A 21242-nucleotide genomic window follows, 5' to 3' on the forward strand; every position below is an offset into this window, starting at 1 on the left:
GGTCTTAGGCCTCGCCGAGGATACGCAGCAGCATGCCGCGTGTGTCGACATCCGGCGAAGGCGTGACACCGTAGAAGGCCTCGAAGCTCGGGATGGCTTGGCGGAGCAGCATCTCCAACCCGTCGACCGTGCGCCGACCGGCGGCCTCGGCGCGACGCAGGAACTCGGTGCGCAGCGGCTTGTAGACCATGTCCATCACCACGGCGGTTTCCGGGGTCAGGGTGAAGTCCGCCGCGGGACCGTCACCGCCACCCAGGCCCAGCGAGGTAGCGTTGATGATCAGGCCGGCTTCGGTGAGCAGGCCGGGCAGGGCGGTTTCGTCGGCGGCGAAGACCTTGGTCCCGAACGCGTCGACAAGCTCCTGGGCGCGCGCCAGGGTGCGGTTGACGATCGTGACCTTGGGCGCGCCGGCCAGCAGCAGGGCCGCCACCGCGCCACGGGCCGCGCCACCAGCGCCGAGGATCACGACCGGCGCGGCCGTGACGTCAAAGCCTTGCGCCTGGGTCTCGATCGCGCCCAACAGGCCGGGACCGTCAGTGTTGTCGGCATGGATCGAGCCATCTTCCGCAAAGATCAGCAGGTTCGCCGCGCCAGCCATCTTCGCCAGGTCGCTGGCGGTATCGGCGCAGGCCAGGGCCCGCTCCTTGAAGGGGATGGTGACGTTCAGGCCCTTGATCGCCCCGCCGCGCAGGCCGTGCACGAAGGCTTCGAAGCTGTCCGTCGTCGGGGCGAACGGCACATAGACCGCGTCGAGACCGGCCGCCTGGATCCAGGCGTTGTGAATCAGCGGGCTCATCGAATGCTTGATCGGCGCGCCGCAGACGCCGCCGACGATGGCGGCTCCAGAGATCGTCATGCAGCCAGGGCTCCGTGCAGGCGCAGGAAATCGAGCAGGCCGATCAGCGGCAGGCCCAGGATGGTGAAGTAGTCGCCGTCGACCGCATCGAACAGCTGCACGCCCTCGCTCTCCAGCTCGTAGCAGCCGACCGACCACAGCAGGGCCTCGCCGCGACGCTCTATATAGGCGTCGAGCCAGGCCTCGCTGAACGGGCGCACCGACAGCTTGGCGCTCTCGACGATCCGCCAGATCGGCTGGCCGTCGCGGGCGACGACCACGGCCGAGTGCAGCTTGTGGGTCGTGCCGCGCAGCTCGAGCAGATGCTCGCGCGCTTGCGCCAGGGTTTCGGCCTTGTCGAACAGCTTGCCCTTGAGGTCGAGCGTCTGGTCGGCGCCGATCACCAGGCCGGGGCGCTTCTTCGAAACCTTGACCGCCTTCATCTCGGCGAGGGCGTCGGCGATGTCGCGCGGCGTGACCTCTTCGGCCAGTAGGCCGGCCTTGGCGGCGTCCTCGTCGACGCCGGGGCTGACCGCCTCGAAGGCGACGCCGGCGTTCTTGAGGATCATCTGTCGCGCTGAGCTTTTCGACGCGAGGGTAACAGGCGTCATCCGAGAACCTCGACCTTGCCCCGACCGCCGGACAAGAGATTGATGATCGCCGCCGCGGTCTCCTCGACCGAGCGGCGGGTGATGTCGATGGTCGGCCAGTTCATCCGCTCGAACAGGCGGCGAGCGGCGATGATCTCCTGGCGCACCGCGTCGCCGTCGACATAGTCGCTCTCCCTGTTCTCTTTCAAAGAGAGCAGGCGGTTGCGACGAATCTGGATCAGTCGGTCGGGCGAGGTGATCAGGCCGACGATCAGGGTGTTCTTCAGCTCGAACAGCTCGGGCGGCGGCGGCCGGCCCGGCACCAGTGGCACATTGGCGGCGCGCACGCCCCGGTGCGCCAGATAGATGCAGGTCGGAGTTTTCGAGGTTCGCGACACGCCCACCAGGATGACGTCGGCCTGGGTCAGGTCCTGGCCGCCTTGGCCGTCGTCATGGGCGATGGCGTAGTCCAGGGCCTCGATGCGATCAAAATAGTCGTTGGTCAGGGCGTGCTGAGCGCCGACCCGCGTCGAGATCCGCGCGCCCAGATACCGCGACATGGCGCTGATCACCGGATCCAGGGCGGCGATGCACGGCATCTCCAGCTTGCGGCAGCCTTCTTCAAGCGCCGCGCGCAGGTTGGGATCGACGATGGTGTGCATCACCACGCCCGGCGCGCCGCCGATCTCTTCCAACGCCCGGTCAAGTTGCCGCGTGGAACGAACAAGCGCGTAGATGTGTTCGATAGGCAGGATATCGGTGAAACGGGCGCACACCGCGCGCGCCATGGCATTCAAGGTCTCGCCCGTGGAGTCCGACACCAGGTGGATGTGGAAGTAGGTGGCGAAGCGCGGCGGCAGCCGTTCCCCGTCTCCCTGACCCAGAGTCTCCTGTGGATCATCCGTTAACGGTTGCTTAACCACTTGCCTCGCCCCTGGGGACGCCTGGGCGCCAAAGGCCCCTGAAGACGTCGTGACATGGCGCCGCTGTGATCAACGGTCGCATTGCTCGCGTACCATCCCCAGGCTCGCCCCGCATCCCCCGATGAGTGAATCCCGGCTGTCCAAGGGTAGGGACAGAGTCTCGCGAAGGGTCTTTGTCCCGCCGCCGCGAGTTAAGAATTCATTAAGGCCTTCAAAGCGCTGCCGGACCATCCACATGATTAACAGACCCTTAACCACATGTGGGAAGGCCTGGGGGCAAAGGCGGATGGGCTGTGCGAGTCACTCGCCTGACAGGCGTTTTCCCCACTATGCAGTTGCCCTTCAACACCCTCTTTAAAATCTTAAATTCTTATTAAGATATGAAGGGAGGGACTTAAGGGTCTTACGGGCTTGAGCCCAAGCGAGGACCGGGCTTTAACCCGAGCCATGACGTCTCCCACGCAAATCCCTAAATTTCTCTCAACGCTCGCCGGCGAGACGCATGCGAACCCGCCGATCTGGTTCATGCGCCAGGCGGGCCGGTATCTGCCCGAGTATCGCGCGGTGCGCGCCACGGCGCCGGACTTCATCAGCTTCTGCTTCGATCCGGAGAAAGCAGCGGAAGTCACCCTGCAGCCGATGCGCCGGTTTCCGTATGACGCCTCGATCGTCTTCGCCGACATCCTGCTGATCCCCGGCGCGCTGGGCCAGAAGGTCTGGTTCGAGGCCGGTGAAGGCCCGAAGCTGGGTGAGATGCCGTCGATCGAGTCCATGGCCGACAAGGCCGGGAATGCGGGCGAGGCCCTCAAGCTCGTCGGGGAGACGCTGACGAGGGTTCGCTCACAGCTCGATCCGTCGAAGGCCCTGATCGGCTTCGCCGGTGCGCCGTGGACCGTGGCGACCTACATGATCGAGGGCGGCTCCAGCGATCGCAGCGGCGCGCGGACCTATGCCTACCAGAACGCCGAGAAACTGGACGCCCTGATCCAGGTTCTGGTCGACTCCACGGTCGACTACCTGGCCATGCAGGTCGACGCCGGGGCCCAGGCTCTGAAGCTGTTCGAGAGCTGGGCCGAGGGTCTGTCGGAGCCGCTGTTCGACCGCCTGGTCACCCAGCCGCACATCAAGATCATCGAAGGCCTGCGGGCGCGGGGCGTGACCGTGCCGATCATCGGCTTCCCGCGTGGGGCCGGCACGCTGGTCGAGGACTATGCGGCCAAGGTCCCGGTGCAGGGCGTGGCGCTGGACACCTCGGCGTCGGCCAAGCTGGGTCAATCGATCCAGAAGACCAAGACCATCCAGGGCGCGCTGGATCCGCTGCTGCTGCGGGCTGGCGGCGATGAGCTGCTGCGTCGTGTCGACCAACTGCTGGAACAGTGGAACCAGGGTCCGTACATCTTCAACCTGGGCCACGGCATCCTGCCCGACACGCCGATCGCCAATGTGGAGTTGGTGCTGGAGCGGGTCACCGGCCAGAAGGTCGGCGGCTAGTGGCAAAGAAGCTCGCCGTTGTCCTGTTCAATCTCGGTGGGCCGGATGGTCCGTCGGCGGTGCGGCCGTTCCTGTTCAACCTGTTCCGCGATCCGGCGATCATCGGCCTGCCGGCGCTGTTTCGGTATCCGCTGGCGGCGCTGATCTCGACCACCCGCGAGAAGACCGCCAAGGCCAACTACGCGATCATGGGCGGCGGCTCGCCGCTGCTGCCGGAGACGGAGAAGCAGGCGAGGGCGCTGGAGGCCGAACTGGCCAAGGCGCTGCCGGGCGTCGAGGCTAAGTGCTTCATCGCCATGCGTTACTGGAATCCGCTGACCGGCGAGACGGCCAAGCAGGTCAGTGCATTCGCACCCGACGAGATCGTGCTTCTGCCGCTCTATCCGCAATATTCGGCGACCACGACGGCCTCGTCGCTGCAGGCCTGGAGCGAGACCTACCAAGGGCCTGGCCGCCAGACGACCGTGTGCTGCTATCCGGATGAGGCTCGCCTGGTCGAGGCCCACGCCCGGCTGATCCGCGAGACTTGGGAGAAGGCCGGTTCGCCGACGAACGTGCGCCTGCTGTTCTCGGCTCATGGCCTGCCGGAGAAGGTAATCCTGTCCGGCGATCCCTATCAGAAGCAGGTGGAGGCCACGGCCGCCGCGGTCGCCGCCAAGCTGCCGGCCGGGCTGGACTGGACCGTCTGCTACCAGAGCCGGGTCGGGCCGATGAAATGGATCGGGCCTTCGACCGACGACGAGATCCGTCGGGCGGGCGCGGAAGGGAAGGGCGTGATCGTCACCCCGATCGCCTTCGTTTCCGAACACGTCGAGACCCTGGTCGAGCTGGACCACGAATATGCCGAGCTGGCGCAGGAGGTCGGGGTCGCCCCCTATATCCGCGTGCCGGCCCCGGGCACGGCGCCCGAGTTCATCACCGGCCTGGCCGGGATGGTCGGCCGGGCGCTGGCGGCCGGCGGCGTCATCCCGGGTAGCGACTGGCGCTGCGGCGACTTCAACTGCCCATGCAAAGAGGGGGCCTTGGCATGACCGATTTCCTGGTGGCCCACTTCAACGTCGTGCGGGGCCTGCACATCCTGTCGGTCATCGCCTTCATGGCCGGGATGCTCTATCTGCCGCGCCTGTTCGTCTATCACACCAAGGCCACGCCCGGTTCTGAGATGGACGAGACCTTCAAGGTCATGGAGCGGCGGCTGCTGCGCGGGATCATCAACCCGGCCTCGATCGCCACGGCGGTGTTCGGCCTCGGCCTGATCCTGGCCGACAGCGCCATCCGAGGCTGGAGCTTCCTGGCCCAGCCCTGGATGATCACCAAGCTGGTCGCCTTAGTCGGCCTCTATGGCTGGCACGGCTTCCTGTCGGCCTCGCGCAAGAAGTTCGAGCGCGGCGAGAACGTCCGCTCGGAAAAGTTCTGGCGGATCACCAACGAGATCCCGTTCGTGCTGGCGATCGTCATCGTCATCTCGGTGACGACGAAGTTCCTGAACCACTAGCGCAAGCGGCCGGCGCTTGACCGGCCGTCTTCAGCGTGGTTTGCATCCAGAGAGGGTTCACCAGCGGTGAACCGTCCTCTTCTTTCGGACTGGCGCCCGTCCTGGCGCGCCCCGCGAGCGATCCGCTCCAAGGTCCGTCCCCCGAACGATCCGCGTCATCGTCAACCGACGCGCTCGCCTGGTCCGTCCCGATGGGCAGACCAAGTGTGACTTTCAAAGTTCTACCGGCCGGACTCCGTCTTGGGGTCCGCGCCCCTCCTTGAGTCTTGTCATGACCGAAGAAACTGAAAACGAAATCCCGGCCGCTGAAGAAGCAGCCACCGAAGAGACCACTGTCGATATCGACACCACGGTCGAGGCCGCTTCCGCCGATGCGGAAGTCGAGGCCGAAGGCGAAGACGACGGTTCCGGCATCGCCGACGCCGTCGCCGCCCTGGGCCTGAAGTCCATGTCCCTGCAGGAGCTGAAGGAGAAATCCCCGGCCGACCTGCTGGCGTTCGCCGAGACCTTCGAGGTCGAGAACGCCAACTCCATGCGCAAGCAGGACATGATGTTCGCGATCCTGAAGACCCTCGCCGAGGAAGGCGTGGAGATCTCGGGCTCGGGCACCATGGAAGTCGTGCAGGACGGCTTCGGCTTCCTGCGCTCGCCGGAAGCCAACTACCTGCCGGGTCCGGACGACATCTACGTCTCGCCCTCGCAGATCCGGAAGTATGGCCTGCGTACCGGCGACAGCGTCGACGGCGCCATTCGCTCGCCGCGCGAAGGCGAGCGCTACTTCGCTTTGACCAGCGTGGCCAAGATCAATTTCGAAGCGCCTGACAACGTCAAGCACAAGATCCACTTCGACAACCTGACGCCGCTCTATCCCGATGAGCGCCTGAACATGGAGCTGCCCGATCCGACCATCAAGGATCGCTCGGGCCGCGTCATCGACATCGTCGCGCCGCTCGGCAAGGGCCAGCGCTGCCTGATCGTCGCCCCGCCGCGCGTGGGTAAGACGGTCATGCTGCAGAACATCGCCAAGTCGATCGAGACCAACCACCCCGAGTGCTACCTGATCGTCCTGTTGATCGACGAGCGGCCGGAAGAAGTCACCGACATGCAGCGCACGGTGAAGGGCGAGGTCATCGCCTCGACCTTCGACGAGCCCGCGACCCGCCACGTGCAGGTGGCCGAGATGGTCATCGAGAAGGCCAAGCGCCTGGTCGAGCACAAGCGCGACGTCGTCATCCTTCTGGACTCGGTCACCCGTCTGGGTCGCGCCTACAACACCACCGTCCCGTCGTCGGGCAAGGTGCTGACCGGCGGTGTCGACGCCAACGCCCTGCAGCGCCCGAAGCGCTTCTTCGGCGCGGCGCGCAACGTGGAAGAGGGCGGCTCGCTCTCGATCATCGCCACGGCCCTGATCGACACCGGCAGCCGCATGGACGAAGTCATCTTTGAAGAGTTCAAGGGCACCGGTAACTCGGAAATCGTCCTGGACCGCAAGGTGGCGGACAAGCGCATCTTCCCGGCCATCGACGTGCTCAAGTCGGGCACCCGCAAGGAAGAGCTCATCACGCCGCGCGACCAGCTGCAGAAGACCTACGTCCTGCGCCGGATCCTCAACCCGATGGGCGCGTCGGACGCGATCGAGTTCCTGCTCGACAAGCTGCGTCAGTCGAAGACCAACGGCGACTTCTTCCAGTCGATGAACACCTGAGTCCGACCAGACTCACCGCAGATACGAGAAAGGCCCCGGTTCTACCCGGGGCCTTTTTTGTTGGTCGTACCGTGTTCGGCCCTACGGAATGAGCAGGGTGGCCCCGGTGGTCTGACGGCCTTCCAGAGCTTCGTGGGCGGCGCGGGCTTGCGCGAGCGGGAAGGTTTGGCCGATGTCGATCTTCACCGCGCCCGAAGCGAGGACGGCGAACAGAGCCTCGGCGCTCTCGTCCAGTTCTTCGGTCGTGACGATGTAGTCGAACAGGCGCGGGCGGGTGACGAAGGCTGACTTGGCCCCCAGCTCCAGCGGCGCGAACGGCGGGACCGGACCCGAGGCGTTGCCGAAGGTGACAAGCACGCCGCGACGGGCCAGGCTCTTCAGGCTGGCGTCCCAGGTGTCCTTGCCGACCCCGTCATAGACGACGGCCACGCCCTTGCCGCCGGTGATCTCGCCGACCTTGGCCGCAACGTCCTCGTGGCTGTAGTCGATCAAGTGATCGGCGCCGAGCGCGCGAGCGGTGTCCAGCTTGGCGGTCGAGCCGGCGGTGGCGATCACCGTCGCGCCCAGGGCCTTGCACCACTGGACCAGGATCTGGCCGACGCCGCCGGCGGCCGCGTGGATCAGAACCAGGTTTCCAGGTTTCACGTGGAAACACCGGCGAACCAGGAACTCGGCGGTCATGCCCTTGAGCAGGACGGCGGCCGCGGTCTCGAGGCTGACGCCGTCGGGGACCTTCACCGCGCGTTCGGCAGGGACGACCGCCGCCTCGGCATAGGCGCCCATGGTTCCGTTGTAGGCGACACGGTCGCCGACTTGGAACCGGGTGACGCCATCACCGATCGCCTCGACGACGCCGGCGGCTTCCAGCCCGATCACCGCCGGCATCTTCAGCGGGTAGAGACCCGAGCGGTGATAGGTGTCGATATAGTTCAGACCCACGGCCTGGTGGCGGACCAGGATCTGGCCGGCGGCGGGCGAGGGGACTTCCAGCTCGACGGCCTCGAGCACCTCGGGGCCGCCGGTGCGAACGGCTTGGATCGCCAGCATTACGCCAGGGCCTTCTGGAAGAAGGTCAGGCTGCGGCCGTTGGCCTTGGCGGCGTCGGCGGCGTCGTAGTGCGCGCCGCCCTCGCGCGCGAAGGCGTGGTCGCGGTCGGCGTAGGTGTGCAGCTCGATCTGCGGGTGGTCCTTCAGGGCGGAGAGGATCAGCTGCTGGGCTTCTGGCGGCACGAACTGGTCCTTCTCGGCGATGTGCATCAGCAGCGGGTGGGTCAGCTTCTCGGCCTCGTTCACGTGCTTCTCGATGCCGACGCCGTAGTACGAGACGCTGGCGTCGACGTCGGTGCGGGTCGCGGTCAGGAAGGCCAGCAGGCCGCCCAGGCAGTAGCCGACCGCCCCGACCTTGCCGTTGACGCCGGACAGCTCGCGGGCGGCGGTGATCGTGGCGGCGATGTCGGCCACGCCCGAGTCCACGTCGAACGCGTTGAACAGTTCGAAGGCCCGCTTCCACTCGGCCTCGGACTGGTCGGTGATGTCGATGCCGGGCTCGATGCGCCAGAAGAGGTCGGGCACGATGGCGACATAGCCCTGGGCGGCCAGGCCGTCGGCGATGTCGCGCATCACCTTGTTGACGCCGAAGATCTCCTGGATCACGACGATGGCCGGAGCGCTCTCGGCTTGCGGCCGCGCCACATAGGCCGAGAAGTCGCCGTCGGGCGTTGTGATCGTGAGGGTCTCGCTCATCGCAGCTCTCCGTCCTTACTGTGTCTCCAGTCAGACTGATGTGACTTTCGACCAAAGCGCTCTAACCTGCGCCGACGGGCTTGCCCCATAACAATATCGTGCCCTGACCGAAGGGAACCACCCGATGAAAATGACCATCGAAATCGACTGCTCGCCCGTCGAGGCGCGGGCCTTTCTAGGCCTTCCTGATGTCAGTGGCTTGAACGAGCATCTGGTCAAGGAGATGCAGAACCGCATGGACGCCAACATGGCCATGCTGGCGCCCGAGGAGCTGATGAAGAACTGGATGGCGTTCGGTACGGGCGCCCAGGAACAGTTCCGCAAGCTGATGACGGCGGCGGCCGGCGCGGCGGTCGGCAAGCGCGACTGACCCGATGACGGATACGATCTTCGCCCTGGCCACCGCGGCCGGGCGAGCGGCGGTGGCCGTGGTGCGCGTCTCGGGTCCGGCGACCCTGCCGGTCGTCGAGGCTCTCACGGGAAAACCGCCCAAGCCGCGCCTGGCGGCTCTGCGCAAACTGCGTCACCAGAGCGTCGAGCTGGACGAGGCTCTGGTCCTGCGGTTCGAGGGACCGGCCAGCTACACCGGCGAGGACAGCGCCGAGTTTCACGTGCACGGCGGCCGCGCGGTCGTCGAGGCGCTGCTGTCGGCCTTGGTCGACCTGGGTCTGCGCCTGGCTGAGCCGGGCGAGTTCACGCGTCGCGCTTTCGAGAACGGCAAGCTCGACCTGGCCCAGGCCGAGGGCGTCGCCGATCTGATCGACGCCGAGACCGAGGCCCAGCGCAAACAGGCGCTCGGCCAGGTCGGTGGGGCGCTCTCCCAGCGCTACGACCGCTGGCGGGATCTGCTGGTCCAGTCGCTGGCCATGCTGGAAGCTGCGGTCGATTTCCCGGACGAGGATCTTCCAGAAGAGGTGGCCGAGCGGGCCCGCCCGGGACTGCGGACTCTGAGCGCCGAACTCGACGCTGCGTTGGCCGATGTTTCCCGTGGACGCCGGGTCAGAGACGGTTTCCGCATCGCTTTGGTCGGCGCGCCGAACGCCGGCAAGAGCACCTTGCTCAACGGCTTGGTCGAGCGCGATGCGGCTATCGTCACGGATACGCCCGGCACTACCCGGGATGTCATCGAGGTCCCGTTGGTGCTCGGCGGCTATAAGGTGCTCGTCGCCGATACGGCCGGCATCCGCGAAACGGCCGATGCGATCGAAGCCGAGGGCGTCCGCCGGGCGCGGGTCTGGGCTGAAGATGCTGACCTAAGGCTTTGGGTCGTCGATGGGTTTCACGTGAAACATACAGTGAAGCTTGAGGAGGCGATCCGGCCGGGCGACTGGCTGGTGCTGAACAAAGCGGACATCGCTGACGCCTCTGCGTTGGATGAAGCCGAACGGAAGTGGTCAGGGGAGGGCCTGAAGGTCCTTTGTCTTTCGGCCCAGTCGGGCGAGGCAGTTGACCAGGTTCGCGCCGCCTTGGCCGAGCATGTGGCCGACGCCCTATCCGGCGCGGAGTTCCCAGCGGCCACGCGACTGCGCCACGCCGAGCGCCTCCGGGAGGCTCAGGACTATCTGGCCCGCGCGCTGTCTGAGGTGGGCCTGGAAGTCGAGCTGGCCGCCGAGGATGTTCGCCTGGCCGCTCGGGCGCTGGAGAAGATCACCGGCCGCGTGGATCCCGAGGACGTGCTCGGTCGCGTGTTTTCGACCTTCTGCATCGGCAAGTGATGTTCCACGTGGAACATCCCCTATATTATCCACAGCGTGCTCACAGCTGTAGCAGGGCCGTTTCACGTGAAACGCCAGGGAGTCGCATCGACCGGCTCGCCTGATTGGCGTATAGGTCGAGTCCAACGCCCCCGCTCGTTCGGGGGCGTTCGCATTGAGGCGAGTCTTTTGTCCGATACCTGGGATGTCATTGTCATCGGCGGCGGTCACGCCGGCTGCGAGGCGGCCGCTGCGTCCGCGCGCGCCGGCGTCCGCACCCTGCTGCTGACCCACAAGCTCGAAACCATTGGCGAGATGTCGTGCAACCCGGCCATCGGTGGCCTGGGCAAGGGCCACTTGGTCCGCGAGATCGACGCCCTGGACGGCGTCATGGGCCGCATGGCCGACAAGGCCGGCATCCAGTTCCGGATGCTGAACCGCTCCAAGGGCCCGGCCGTTCGCGGTCCGCGCGCCCAGATCGACCGCAAGCTCTATCGCGAGGCGATGCAGGCCGAGCTGGCCGCGACGCCGAACCTCGACATCATCGCTGCCGCCGCCGAGGACCTGATCGTCGAGGACGGTAAGGTCGCCGGCGCGATCGATGGGGAAGGGCGGGCCTACCGCGCTTCACGTGTAATCCTGACGACCGGCACCTTCCTGAAGGGCGTCATCCATCTGGGCGAGACCCGGACCCCCGCCGGCCGCGTGGGCGACCAGCCGTCGATCGGCCTGTCGGACCGCCTCTACGGCCTGGACTTCCAGATGGGTCGGCTGAAGACCGGCACGCCCGCGCGCCTGGATGGCAAGACCATCGCCTGGGACCAGCTGGACAGCCAGGCGGCCGACGAACAGCCGGTCCCATTCTCGTATCTGAACGACAAGATCGACGTCCCGCAGATCGCCTGCGGCGTCACGTTCACCACCGAAGCGACGCACAAGATCATTGCAGAGCGCCTGAGCGAGTCCCTGGTCTATGGCGGTCGCGCCACGGGGATCGGTCCGCGCTATTGCCCGTCGATCGAGGACAAGGTCGTCCGCTTCGCCGACAAGACCAGCCACCAGATCTTCCTGGAACCGGAAGGCCTGGACGACGACACGGTCTATCCGAACGGCATTTCCACTTCGGTATCCGAAGAAACGCAACTGCTGTTCCTGCGCACGATCCCCGGCCTCGAGAAGGTCGAGGTGATCCGCTACGGCTATGCGATCGAATACGACTATGTCGATCCGCGCGAGTTGTACGCCACGCTGGAGACCAAGCGCCTGCCGGGCCTGTACCTGGCCGGCCAGATCAACGGCACCACGGGCTATGAAGAGGCGGGAGCCCAGGGCCTGGTCGCCGGCCTGAACGCGGCCTTGGCCGTGCAGGGCAGGGAGCCGGCCGTCTTCGCCCGCGACGAGGCCTATATCGGCGTGATGATCGACGACCTGGTCACCCGGGGCGTCACCGAGCCGTATCGCATGTTCACCAGCCGGGCCGAGTTCCGCCTGACCCTGCGCGCCGACAATGCCGACCAGCGCCTGACCGATCGTGGGATCGAACTGGGCGTCGTGGGTGAGCGCCGCGCTGCGGCCTGGACCGAGAAGAAAGCGCGGTTGGAAACGGCTCGCGCCTTTGCCCGCTCGGTCAGCCTGACCCCGAACGAGGCCGTGAAGGCCGGCTTCAAGGTCAATAGCGACGGCGTCCGCCGCGACGTCTTCGCTATGCTGGCCTATCCAGATGTCACCCTCGACGACCTGGGCCGCCTCTGGCCCGAGGTTTTCACGTGGAACACCGACGTCCGCGAGCAGATCGAGATCGAGGCGGCCTATGCCGGCTACCTGGATCGTCAGCGCGCCGACGCCGAGTCGCTGCGCAAGGACGAAGACCTGCGCCTGCCGGCCGACCTGGACTATGCCGACATCGGCAGTCTTTCCAATGAAGTGCGCGAGAAGCTCCAGCGCGTGCGTCCCCTGACCCTAGGCCAAGCGGCCCGCATCGAGGGCGTGACCCCCGGCGCGCTGACGGCGCTGCTGGCCCATGTGAGGCGCAGCCGTGCAGCTTGATAACGTTGTGACTGAAGCGCCCGTGCTGGACGCGGTTGGTTACCAAGCCCTTACCGGTGCGTCCGACGCCGAGATGGCTGACCTGACGCGCTTCCAGGCGCTGCTGGCCGAGTGGAACGCGGTGATGAACCTGGTCGGTCCGCTGACCATCGACACCTACTGGACCCGCCACGCCCTGGACAGCTCGCAGCTGATGGCGCTGGCGCCCGAGGCCCTGACCTGGGCCGATCTGGGCGCCGGGGCCGGCTTGCCCGGCGTCGTGCTGGCCATACTGCTGAAGGGTAGGGCCGAGGCGAAGGTTCACCTGGTCGAATCCATGACCAAGCGCTGCCGCTTCCTGGAAGTGGTGGCCAAGGACCTGCACCTGCCTGTCGAGATCCACAACGTCCGGGCCGAAGAGCTGAAGCTGAAGGTCGACGTCGTCACCGCGCGGGCCTGCGCCCCGATGACCAAGTTGCTGGGCTTCGCCGAACCCTATCTGCACCGTGGCGCGCTGGGCCTGTTCCTCAAGGGGCAGGATGTCGCGGCCGAGCTTTCCGAAGCCTCCAGCGCTTGGAAATTCGCCAGCGAGCTACGACCTAGTCAAAGCGACCCCCGCGGTCGGATCGTTCAAGTGAAGAGGCTTTCCCGTGCCCGCTAATCCTCTCCGCGTCCTCGCCATCGCCAATCAGAAGGGTGGGGTGGGCAAGACCACGACCGCCATCAACCTGGGCACCGCGCTTGCTGCCTGTGGCGAGCGGGTGCTGCTGATCGATTCCGATCCGCAGGGAAACTGTTCCACGGGGCTTGGCATCGGCCGCACCCAGCGTCGCACCACGCTGTATGACGTGCTGATGGGCGAGTCGCCGATCGTCGACGCCGCCGTGAAGAGCGAGCTGCCCGGCCTGGACGTGATCCCGGCCGACGCCGACCTGTCGGGCATCGAGATCGAGCTGGGCCAGACCGCTCGCCGGTCGTACCGCCTGCGCGATGCCCTGGAGGCGATCCGCGCCAACGGTCCCTACACCTATGTGCTGATCGACTGCCCGCCATCGCTGAACGTGCTGACCGTCAACGCCATGACCGCCGCCGACGCGGTGTTCGTGCCGCTGCAGTGCGAGTTCTTCGCCCTGGAAGGCCTGACCCAGCTGATGCGCACCATCGAGCGCGTGCGCGGCAGCCTGAACCCGCGCCTGGAGATCCAGGGCGTGGTGCTGACCATGTACGACCGCCGCAACAGCCTGTCCGAGCAGGTGGCCAAGGATGTCCGCGAGCACTTCGGCGACAAGGTCTATGACGCGGTCATCCCGCGGAATGTCCGCGTCTCGGAGGCTCCGTCGTTCGGTAAGCCCGTACTGCTGTATGACCTGAAGTGCGCCGGCAGCCAGGCCTACCTGAAGCTGGCCCGCGAGGTGATCAGCCGCGAACGCGACCGCCAGGCGCAAGCTGCCTGATCCTAGTTCCGATTATCGATCCGAGTTTTGAGAAGAAGAATGGAGTCTGTGGTGGCTGAGGCGGGTGGTTCCGAAGGGCGTCGTGGTCTGGGTCGTGGTCTGTCCGCGCTGCTGGGCGAGGTCGACGCCGCGCCGGCTCAGGCGCTGGGCGACAGCGCCGCCGGCTCACGTGAAGCGCCGATCGAGATCCTGAAGCGCAATCCCGACCAGCCGCGCCGCACCTTCCGCGAGGAAGACCTGGAGGATCTGTCCAACTCGATCCGCGAGAAGGGCGTCCTGCAGCCGATCCTGGTGCGTCCCGCGCCCGGCTCTCCGGGGGAGTACCAGATCGTCGCCGGCGAACGCCGCTGGCGCGCCGCCCAGCGCGCCGGTCTGCGCACCGTGCCGATCATGGTGCGCGAGCTGGACGACCTGGCGGTGCTGGAAATCGGCATCATCGAGAACGTCCAGCGCGCCGACCTGAACATCCTGGAAGAAGCGCTCTCCTACAAAGTGCTGATGGAGAAGTTCGAGCGCACCCAGGAGAACATCGCCCAGACCATCGGCAAGAGCCGCAGCCACGTGGCCAACACGATGCGCCTGCTGGCCCTACCCGACGAGGTGCAGTCGTACCTGGTCAGCGGTGAGCTGTCAGCCGGTCATGCCCGCGCCATCGCCGCCGCGGCCGACCCGGTCGCCCTGGCCAAGCAGATCATCGACGGCGGTCTGTCGGTCCGGGAGACCGAGGCGCTTGCTCGCAAGGCGCCGACCGCGACCCCGAACAAGAACAAGGGTGGTCGTCCGCCGCGCGTGAAGGACACCGACACCCAGGCGCTGGAAGCCGACCTGTCGTCGGTCCTGGGTCTGGACGTCTCGATCGACCATCGCGGTTCGACCGGCACGCTGACCATCACCTATGCGACGCTCGAGCAGCTCGACGACCTCTGCAACCGGCTGAGCCGGGGGGTCTGATCAGACGCACATAAGAGTGTGCAGATGCTCGGATTTTGGGTCTGAAAACGCCCTCCGAAAATCGCCTCTGTCGCGCACCAAGCGGCGCCTTTCCGTACTGCGGGAGGCGCCGTTTTCGTGAGAGGAGGGCGGTTTGAGTCCGATTAGACTCCAAACCCTTGTGCCGTAAGGCTTTCTCTGAAGTCGTCCACAGGCGCGCAAAGGCGCTATTTTGGGTGATTTTGGCCCTAAAGCCCCAGTCGCCGCGCACGACCCGCGATCATCAGCGCCAGGCGCTCCGAGATCAGCTGGTCGGGCGAGCCGGAGGTCTTGCAGGCCCGATCGGCGGTGAGGACTTCGCCCTGGATCTCGAGGATCGCTTCCAGGTTCCAGGCGCGAGCCTGGCGCAGGAACTCGCGTTCCTGTTTCCAGAACACACCGGAGGCCTTGGCGGCCGCCTGCAGGTCGATGCCGTTCTTGTGCAGGGTCAGCACCCGGCGCAGGCGGTTCAGATAGTAGCTGATGGCCCGGACGGCGGCCGGACCGCCTTCGCCCTCGGCGGCGGCGCGGCGCAGGGCCTGCTGGGCCAGACCGGCCTTGCCGCCGAACGCATCGGCGGCGGCGTCGCTGAGCGAGGCCTCGGGCTCAACGCCGAGGAAGTCGGTCAGGTCGGCGGCGGTGGCGGTGATGCCGCTGCCCGGGCCGAGATAGAGGGCCAAGCGCTCGATCTCGGCCCGGGCCACGCCACGCTCCTTGGGCAAGCGCGAGACGAAGAGATCCAGGGCCTCGCTGTTGAGACTCAGCTTGTCGTTGGCCAGGCTGTCGCGGGCCATGCGGGCCAGGTCGCCGGCTTCGTCTTCATAGCAGGGGATGACGGCGCAGCCATTGGCCTTCTCGCCGACCTTGCGCAGCAGGGAGTTGCGATCCAGGGCTCCGGCCTCGACCAGGAAGAAGGCGTCGGGGTTCAGTTGGCCCTCGACGTGGCGGGTCAGGGCCTCGGAGGCCTGCTTGTCGGGACCGGCCTTCTCGCCGCCCAGGCGCAGGCGCACCAGGCGCCGGCCGCCCATCAGCGACATGGCCGACAGCTCGTCTTCCAGCTTGGCCGGATCGGCGTCCAGGTCGCCGTCGGTCAGCATGGCGGTGTCGAAGGGATCGTCCGGGCGCTCGACCACGCGCTTGGCCAGGGCGTTGGCGCGATCGCGCACCACGCCCCGGTCCTTGCCGTAGATGACCACGGCCCGGATGTCCGGGGTCGGCTCCCGCAGGAAGCGTTCGACGTCCGGACGCTTGGAGAGGATCATGCGCTCTAGGCCGGCTTCCGGCCCGCCATCCAGGTGGCGATGTCCAGCTGGATCTTGCGGGCCACCTCGGCGGCGGCGCGTTCCTGGCCGTCGTTCTGGGCCGCGATGGCCGCATAGGGCTGGTCGGCCGAATCGTAGGTCACCGAGACCTCGGTCAGGCCCTTGTGGACCTCGGCCGTGGTCTTGGCGTCCAGCAGGCGCCAGTTGACACTCATCTTCAGCTCGTAGCGGTTGGCCGTGTTGTCCAGGCGTACGCCGCGGGCGAAGCGCTGCTCGTTGACCGACAGCAGCAACTTGTAGGCGGCCGGGTCGCCGGCGCGGTGGGCCAGGGCGTCGTCCAGCTGCTCGCGCAGCAGGTAGCCGCCACGGCCCTCGGACGCGACCGTCTCGATGCTGGAGAGCCCGCCTTCGACGCCGGGACGGCCATACAGCGGCGTGAAGCCGGCGCAGGCCGACAGGGCCAGGGTCGAGAGCGCGATCGCGCCAACTGCCAGGGTGCGTTTCATCTGTCTCAGTTGGCCACGATGTTGATGATCCGGTCCTTCACCACGATCACCTTGCGGACCGTGAGGCCCTCAAGGTGGGCCATGACGTTGGGATCCGCCAGAGCGATTTTCTGGACTTCGTCCTCGGCGGCGCCGGTTTTCACCTTCACCTCGCCGCGACGCTTGCCGTTGATCTGGATCGGCAGGACGCGCTCGTCGTCCGCGGCCAGGGCCGGGTCGGCCTTGGGCCAGGGCGCGTTCACGACCATGCCTTCGCCGCCAATGCTGGCCCAGGCTTCTTCGGCCAGGTGGGGCGTGAAGGGCGAGACCAGGCGGGCCAGGATGTTCAGGGCTTCCTTGCGGGCCGCCAGCACGCCCTGAGAAGCGCCTTCAGCCGGAGCGGCCTTCAGGGCGTTCAGGAACTCGTACAGGCGCGCCACGCCGCTGTTGAAGCGGAAGCCCTCGATGCTGTCGGTGACGAAGCCGATCAGCTTGTGGGCCGACTTGCGCAGGGCCAGGGCGGCTTCGTCGCTGTCGTCATGGGCGAAATCGCCGGCCGGCTGGCCGTCGAACTCGTTCCACAGGCGGTGCGTGAAGCGCCAGCTGCCTTCGACGCCGGAGTTGGTCCACTGGACGTCACGCTCGGGCGGGCTGTCGCTCATCACGAACAGGCGGGCGCTGTCGACGCCGTAGGCCTCGAAGATGTCCTCGGGCGCGACGACGTTCTTCTTGGACTTCGACATCTTCTCGACGTCGCCGATCGTGATCGGCGCGCCGGTCGTGGCGTGGACCGCCGAGCGGTTGTTACCCTCGACCGTGATGCGGATGTCCGACGGCTCGACCCACTCGCCGGCCTCGTTCTTGTAGGCCTCGTGGGTGACCATGCCCTGGGTGAACAGGCCCGCGAACGGTTCTTCGACCGACAGCAGGTTCTCGTCCTTCAGGGCGCGGGTGATGAAGCGTGCGTACAGCAGGTGCAGGATCGCGTGCTCGACGCCGCCGATATACTGGTCGACGGCCATCCAGTAGTCGGCCGCGTCCTTGCCGACGGGCTCCTCGGCCGTCGGGTCGGCGAAGCGGGCGAAGTACCAGCTCGAGTCGATGAAGGTATCCAGCGTGTCGGTTTCACGCTCGGCCTTGCCGCCGCAGGACGGGCAGGTGGTGTGACGCCAAGTGGGGTGGCGCAGCAGCGGATTGCCCGGCTTGTCGAAGGTGACGTCCTCGGGCAGGGCGACCGGCAGCTGGTCTTCCGGCACGGGAACGACGCCGCAGGCCTGGCAGTGGACCACCGGGATCGGGCAACCCCAGTAGCGCTGGCGCGAGACGCCCCAGTCGCGCAGGCGATAGACGGTCGCGCCTTCGCCCTGGCCAGCGGCCTCGATACGGGCCACGGCCTCGGCCTTGGCGGCCTCGATGTCCAGGCCGTCCAGGAATTCGGAGTTGAAGATCTTGCCGGGGCCGACATAGGCCTCCTTGCCGACCGTGAAGGTCGCCGGATCCTCGCCATTGGGCAACACCACCGGCAGCACCGGCAGGTCGTACTTGCGGGCGAAGTCCAGGTCGCGCTGGTCGTGGGCCGGGCAGGCGAAGATCGCGCCGGTGCCGTAGTCCATCAGGATGAAGTTGGCGATCCAGACGGGCAGGGTGATCGACGGATCCAGCGGGTGCCGCACCCGCAGGCCGGTGTCGTAGCCCAGCTTCTCGGCGCTCTCGATCTCGGCTTCCGAGGTGCCGCCCTTGCGGCAGTCGGCGATGAACTGCTGGACCTCGGGGTTTTCGATGCCCAGGCGCTCGGCCAGCGGATGCTCGGGCGCGATGCCGACGAAGCTGGCGCCGAACAGGGTGTCGGGACGGGTGGTGTAGACCTCCAGCCCGTCGGCCATGCCGTCGGGGGCCTCGCCGTCGAACTGGAACTTGAAGCGCAGGCCCTTGGAGCGGCCGATCCAGTTCTCCTGCATCAGGCGAACCTTGTCGGGCCAGCGGTCCAGGGTCTTCAGGCCCTCGATCAGGTCGTCGGCATACTGGGTGATGCGCAGGAACCACTGGGTCAGCTTGCGCTTCTCCACGGTCGCGCCCGAGCGCCAGCCCTTGCCGTCGATGACCTGCTCGTTGGCCAGGACGGTCATGTCGACCGGGTCCCAGTTGACCGAGGCTTCCTTGCGATAGACCAGGCCGCGCTTCAGCAGGCGCAGGAACCAGGCCTGCTGCTTGCCGTAATATTCCGGGTCGCAGGTGGCGAACTCGCGCGACCAGTCGATCGAGATGCCCAGCGCCTTTAGCTGCTCGCGCATCGCGGCGATGTTGTCGTAGGTCCAGCCCTTGGGGTGGACGCCGCGCTCCATGGCGGCGTTCTCGGCCGGCATGCCGAAGGCGTCCCAGCCCATCGGGTGCAGGACGTTGAAGCCCTGGGCGCGCTTGTAGCGGGCTACGACGTCGCCCATGGCGTAGTTGCGGACGTGGCCCATGTGGATGCGGCCCGACGGATACGGGAACATCTCGAGCACGTAGTATTTCGGACGGCCGTCGTTGATCTCGCCGGTCTTGAAGACGTCGGCCTTCGCCCAGGCTTCACGCCACTTGGGTTCGGTGTCTTTGGGATTGTAGCGGGCCATCGGAAACCAGGGTCTTGAATGCGAAGCAGCGCCCCGAAGGCGCGTCCGCGACAAGGTATGCGGTTTCGCGGCCGGAGCGCGCAGAAATATAGGCAGTCAGGGCCTTCGCCGCAGCGACGAAGGCCCCGCAGGCCCTATTGGGTCTTGATGTTCGAAAGTCGAAGCTGACGCGCGCGGGTCAGGATCGCGTTCTCGATGTCGGTGGCGGTCTGGTCGGCGACGGGCGCGTCGATCCAGTTACCGTTGATGTCCTTGGACTGCTTGAACACCGTGACGTTCAGGCCGTCGGCGCGCAGGCGGGTGTCCAGGATGTAGACCGTCGCCTTGAAGCGCTCGGCCGGGGTTTCCGGGTTCACATACCAGTCGGTGACGATCACGCCGCCGTACGGGTCGGCCGAGGCCAGCGGCATGAACGCCAGCGTGTCCAGGCTCGCGCGCCACAGATAACCGTTGACGCCGATCCCGGCTTCCGTCGCCGGAGCCTTGTTGCCGCCACCGCCGAAGCGCTTGAACGGGTTGAGGCCCGGCTCGTCGCTTTGCGTGGAAAACGTCTTGGGGGGCTTGTTGCTCGCGCATGCGGTCATGCCCAGCATCGACAGAGCCAGGACGCCCGCGGCGACGCCGCGCATCACAGACCCACGCTCAAACGCCATAGTACCTCGCTCCAATGTCTCGCCGATGCGACTTCGCGCTATCCTGGCGCGCCCCCGCGGCCGGGAGCCGGTCTATAGCATGGCTACGCCGCCTCAAAACAGGAATCGCGTGACCTCATCGACACAGGAGTCGATTGAATCGTTCAATTCGGCCCTAAGTGCGACCAAACCCCCGTTGACCGCGTTCCAGCCAAGCCTTTAATCGAAAACTCAGGGGCTCGATCCTATATGGAACGAGTGGGGACATTGTTTAGGCGGCGAGTAGCGATGGTCGCGAAGCGTTTCTTTTTGGCGGGTGCAGCCGCGCTGATCCTCACTGGATCGGCGGCGACGGCGTTCGCCCAGGCCAAACCGCATGCCGTCGCGCCCGATTTCTCGGTCAAGAACGACTTCACCAGCGCCGCCGCCGGCATCCAATATCCGCAGGACGACAAGCGTTCGCTGCGTTGGGACGCCAAGAAGGGTCGCTGGGGCCTGAAGCTGGACCTCGACCAGCCGTCCAGCCGCGAAATGGAAATGCAGGACGTCCAGGCCGGCGCCTATTTCAAGGTGACCCCGTCGATCCGCGTCGGCGGCGCCGTCAGCCTGGGTGAATCCAACCCGGCCCTGGCCGCCCGCAAGGCTCAACAGCCGGAAGCCGCGCCGCGCGTCCGCCTGGAAACCGCCTTCAAGTTCTAATTCGGTCAGCCTGCTAGGGCTTCGACCGCCGCGATCCCGGCGATTCCGCTGCCGATCAGCTGCGTGACCGTGCGCGCCCGCACGCCGCCCAGGGCGTAGACGGGCAGATCCGTCGCCGCGACCAAACCCTTCAAGCCCTCGATCCCCAACGGTTCGCCCGCAGAGGGGCTGTTGCTGGCGAAGACCGGCGAGACGACGATCGCGTCGGCGCCGGCGCGTTGGCCCGCCTGGACGGCGACCACGTCATGGGCCGCCACGGTGATCAGCCAGCGCGCGTGTTCGGCCCGCAGGCGCGGCAGTTCGGCGACGCGGGCCTCGGGCATGTGCACGCCGTCGGCCCCGATACCCTCGGCCAGGCTGGGATGGGCGCCGGCCAGCAGCAGCAGGCCGCGCGCGTCGGCGATGGCCCGCAGGCGGCGGCCCTGGTCCACCGCGTCCTCGGCCCCGAAGGCGCGGAAGACGATCCCGGATCCGGCCGGCAGGCGCTCGGCCACGGCTTCGGGGTTCGCAATCCGGCTGGGATCGGTGAAGAACAGCAGGCCGGGCAGGGCCTTGCCGCGCGCGGTCCTTGGCGGAAAGGCCGCCGCCGCACTAGACAGGACTTCCAGTTCGCTCACGTTTCCGTCCAA

21 protein-coding genes are annotated in these 21242 nt (G+C 66.8%); 11 read left to right on the top strand and 10 right to left on the bottom strand.

Annotated elements, in window-relative coordinates; translation table 11 throughout:
• Positions 1-4: 4 nt before the first annotated feature.
• Genes aroE through AC1RR5_RS01115 form a run of 3 tightly spaced genes read right to left on the bottom strand, consistent with a single transcriptional unit; the run spans position 5 to position 2348 of the window.
• The gene (gene aroE, locus AC1RR5_RS01105) at positions 5-856 is read right to left on the bottom strand and encodes a shikimate dehydrogenase (protein WP_492919262.1); all 852 of its coding nucleotides are present in this window, start codon (positions 854-856) and stop codon (positions 5-7) included.
• Positions 853-1446, bottom strand: a complete 594-nt coding sequence (locus AC1RR5_RS01110) for a Maf family protein (protein ID WP_492919263.1) — start codon at positions 1444-1446, stop codon at positions 853-855. Before AC1RR5_RS01110 ends, aroE begins: the two co-directional genes overlap by 4 nt.
• The gene (locus AC1RR5_RS01115; protein ID WP_492919264.1) at positions 1443-2348 is read right to left on the bottom strand and encodes a pyruvate, water dikinase regulatory protein; all 906 of its coding nucleotides are present in this window, start codon (positions 2346-2348) and stop codon (positions 1443-1445) included. Before AC1RR5_RS01115 ends, AC1RR5_RS01110 begins: the two co-directional genes overlap by 4 nt.
• A gap of 447 nt (positions 2349-2795) precedes the next feature.
• Between AC1RR5_RS01115 and hemE the strand changes: the two genes are divergently transcribed.
• From hemE to rho, 4 genes are all read left to right on the top strand, one after another.
• The gene (gene hemE, locus AC1RR5_RS01120; RefSeq protein WP_492919265.1) at positions 2796-3839 is read left to right on the top strand and encodes a uroporphyrinogen decarboxylase; all 1044 of its coding nucleotides are present in this window, start codon (positions 2796-2798) and stop codon (positions 3837-3839) included.
• Complete coding sequence (gene hemH, locus AC1RR5_RS01125) at positions 3839-4870, top strand: ferrochelatase (RefSeq protein WP_492919266.1); 1032 nt, start codon at positions 3839-3841, stop codon at positions 4868-4870. The genes hemE and hemH overlap by 1 nt, the downstream gene beginning before the upstream one ends.
• A complete protein-coding gene (locus AC1RR5_RS01130; protein WP_492919267.1) occupies positions 4846-5334 on the top strand; it encodes a CopD family protein in 489 nt (162 codons plus the stop codon). Before hemH ends, AC1RR5_RS01130 begins: the two co-directional genes overlap by 25 nt.
• 271 nt (positions 5335-5605) lie before the next feature.
• Positions 5606-7039: a transcription termination factor Rho gene (rho, locus tag AC1RR5_RS01135; RefSeq protein WP_492919268.1), complete on the top strand. Its 1434-nt coding sequence runs from the start codon at positions 5606-5608 to the stop codon at positions 7037-7039.
• A gap of 81 nt (positions 7040-7120) precedes the next feature.
• On the opposite strand, the gene AC1RR5_RS01140 is transcribed toward rho, so the two are convergent.
• Both AC1RR5_RS01140 and AC1RR5_RS01145 read right to left on the bottom strand, forming a co-directional pair.
• On the bottom strand, positions 7121-8086 hold the full coding sequence (locus tag AC1RR5_RS01140) for a quinone oxidoreductase family protein (protein ID WP_492919269.1): 966 nt from the start codon (positions 8084-8086) through the stop codon (positions 7121-7123).
• Complete coding sequence (locus AC1RR5_RS01145) at positions 8086-8781, bottom strand: dienelactone hydrolase family protein (protein ID WP_492919270.1); 696 nt, start codon at positions 8779-8781, stop codon at positions 8086-8088. Before AC1RR5_RS01145 ends, AC1RR5_RS01140 begins: the two co-directional genes overlap by 1 nt.
• A 124-nt stretch (positions 8782-8905) precedes the next feature.
• Between AC1RR5_RS01145 and AC1RR5_RS01150 the strand changes: the two genes are divergently transcribed.
• From AC1RR5_RS01150 to AC1RR5_RS01175, 6 genes are all read left to right on the top strand, one after another.
• Positions 8906-9151, top strand: coding sequence for a DUF6489 family protein (locus AC1RR5_RS01150; protein ID WP_492919271.1), 246 nt, complete (start codon positions 8906-8908; stop codon positions 9149-9151).
• Between the two features lie 4 nt (positions 9152-9155).
• A complete protein-coding gene (gene mnmE / locus AC1RR5_RS01155; protein WP_492919272.1) occupies positions 9156-10496 on the top strand; it encodes a tRNA uridine-5-carboxymethylaminomethyl(34) synthesis GTPase MnmE in 1341 nt (446 codons plus the stop codon).
• A 168-nt stretch (positions 10497-10664) separates the two neighbouring features.
• Entirely contained in the window at positions 10665-12521 is a 1857-nt protein-coding gene (gene mnmG, locus AC1RR5_RS01160; protein ID WP_492919273.1) for a tRNA uridine-5-carboxymethylaminomethyl(34) synthesis enzyme MnmG, read from the top strand.
• 73 nt (positions 12522-12594) lie between these two features.
• Positions 12595-13161, top strand: a complete 567-nt coding sequence (rsmG, locus tag AC1RR5_RS01165) for a 16S rRNA (guanine(527)-N(7))-methyltransferase RsmG (RefSeq protein WP_492919788.1) — start codon at positions 12595-12597, stop codon at positions 13159-13161.
• Positions 13151-13954: a ParA family protein gene (locus AC1RR5_RS01170; RefSeq protein ID WP_492919274.1), complete on the top strand. Its 804-nt coding sequence runs from the start codon at positions 13151-13153 to the stop codon at positions 13952-13954. The genes rsmG and AC1RR5_RS01170 overlap by 11 nt, the downstream gene beginning before the upstream one ends.
• Before the next feature lie 39 nt (positions 13955-13993).
• Positions 13994-14905: a ParB/RepB/Spo0J family partition protein gene (locus AC1RR5_RS01175; protein WP_492919275.1), complete on the top strand. Its 912-nt coding sequence runs from the start codon at positions 13994-13996 to the stop codon at positions 14903-14905.
• A gap of 227 nt (positions 14906-15132) precedes the next feature.
• Here AC1RR5_RS01175 and holA read toward each other — a convergent pair whose 3' ends face one another.
• From holA to AC1RR5_RS01195, 4 genes are all read right to left on the bottom strand, one after another.
• The gene (gene holA, locus AC1RR5_RS01180) at positions 15133-16185 is read right to left on the bottom strand and encodes a DNA polymerase III subunit delta (protein ID WP_492919276.1); all 1053 of its coding nucleotides are present in this window, start codon (positions 16183-16185) and stop codon (positions 15133-15135) included.
• 5 nt (positions 16186-16190) lie between these two features.
• The gene (gene lptE / locus AC1RR5_RS01185; RefSeq protein WP_492919277.1) at positions 16191-16691 is read right to left on the bottom strand and encodes an LPS assembly lipoprotein LptE; all 501 of its coding nucleotides are present in this window, start codon (positions 16689-16691) and stop codon (positions 16191-16193) included.
• A 5-nt stretch (positions 16692-16696) separates the two neighbouring features.
• Positions 16697-19282: a leucine--tRNA ligase gene (gene leuS / locus AC1RR5_RS01190; RefSeq protein WP_492919278.1), complete on the bottom strand. Its 2586-nt coding sequence runs from the start codon at positions 19280-19282 to the stop codon at positions 16697-16699.
• A gap of 134 nt (positions 19283-19416) precedes the next feature.
• Positions 19417-19950 (bottom strand): DUF3576 domain-containing protein, encoded by a 534-nt coding sequence (locus tag AC1RR5_RS01195; protein ID WP_492919279.1) that lies wholly within the window; start codon positions 19948-19950, stop codon positions 19417-19419.
• 252 nt (positions 19951-20202) lie between these two features.
• On the opposite strand from AC1RR5_RS01195, the gene AC1RR5_RS01200 reads away from it, so the two are divergent.
• Entirely contained in the window at positions 20203-20613 is a 411-nt protein-coding gene (locus AC1RR5_RS01200; RefSeq protein WP_492919280.1) for an NtrZ family periplasmic regulatory protein, read from the top strand.
• Positions 20614-20618: 5 nt separating this feature from the next.
• Here AC1RR5_RS01200 and AC1RR5_RS01205 read toward each other — a convergent pair whose 3' ends face one another.
• Complete coding sequence (locus AC1RR5_RS01205) at positions 20619-21242, bottom strand: thiamine phosphate synthase (protein ID WP_492919281.1); 624 nt, start codon at positions 21240-21242, stop codon at positions 20619-20621.

The organism is Caulobacter sp. GW821-FHT11E11 (genome assembly GCF_058808315.1).

Coding starts and splice junctions, on each gene's coding strand:
- holA (WP_492919276.1), bottom strand. CDS start 16,185: ATGATCCTCTCCAAGCGTCCGGACGTCGAACGCTTCCTGCGGGAGCCG.
- AC1RR5_RS01175 (WP_492919275.1), top strand. CDS start 13,994: ATGGAGTCTGTGGTGGCTGAGGCGGGTGGTTCCGAAGGGCGTCGTGGT.
- leuS (WP_492919278.1), bottom strand. CDS start 19,282: ATGGCCCGCTACAATCCCAAAGACACCGAACCCAAGTGGCGTGAAGCC.
- lptE (WP_492919277.1), bottom strand. CDS start 16,691: ATGAAACGCACCCTGGCAGTTGGCGCGATCGCGCTCTCGACCCTGGCC.
- AC1RR5_RS01150 (WP_492919271.1), top strand. CDS start 8,906: ATGAAAATGACCATCGAAATCGACTGCTCGCCCGTCGAGGCGCGGGCC.
- AC1RR5_RS01140 (WP_492919269.1), bottom strand. CDS start 8,086: ATGCTGGCGATCCAAGCCGTTCGCACCGGCGGCCCCGAGGTGCTCGAG.
- hemE (WP_492919265.1), top strand. CDS start 2,796: ATGACGTCTCCCACGCAAATCCCTAAATTTCTCTCAACGCTCGCCGGC.
- aroE (WP_492919262.1), bottom strand. CDS start 856: ATGACGATCTCTGGAGCCGCCATCGTCGGCGGCGTCTGCGGCGCGCCG.
- AC1RR5_RS01145 (WP_492919270.1), bottom strand. CDS start 8,781: ATGAGCGAGACCCTCACGATCACAACGCCCGACGGCGACTTCTCGGCC.
- rho (WP_492919268.1), top strand. CDS start 5,606: ATGACCGAAGAAACTGAAAACGAAATCCCGGCCGCTGAAGAAGCAGCC.
- AC1RR5_RS01130 (WP_492919267.1), top strand. CDS start 4,846: ATGCAAAGAGGGGGCCTTGGCATGACCGATTTCCTGGTGGCCCACTTC.
- AC1RR5_RS01110 (WP_492919263.1), bottom strand. CDS start 1,446: ATGACGCCTGTTACCCTCGCGTCGAAAAGCTCAGCGCGACAGATGATC.
- AC1RR5_RS01200 (WP_492919280.1), top strand. CDS start 20,203: ATGGTCGCGAAGCGTTTCTTTTTGGCGGGTGCAGCCGCGCTGATCCTC.
- rsmG (WP_492919788.1), top strand. CDS start 12,595: ATGGCTGACCTGACGCGCTTCCAGGCGCTGCTGGCCGAGTGGAACGCG.
- mnmE (WP_492919272.1), top strand. CDS start 9,156: ATGACGGATACGATCTTCGCCCTGGCCACCGCGGCCGGGCGAGCGGCG.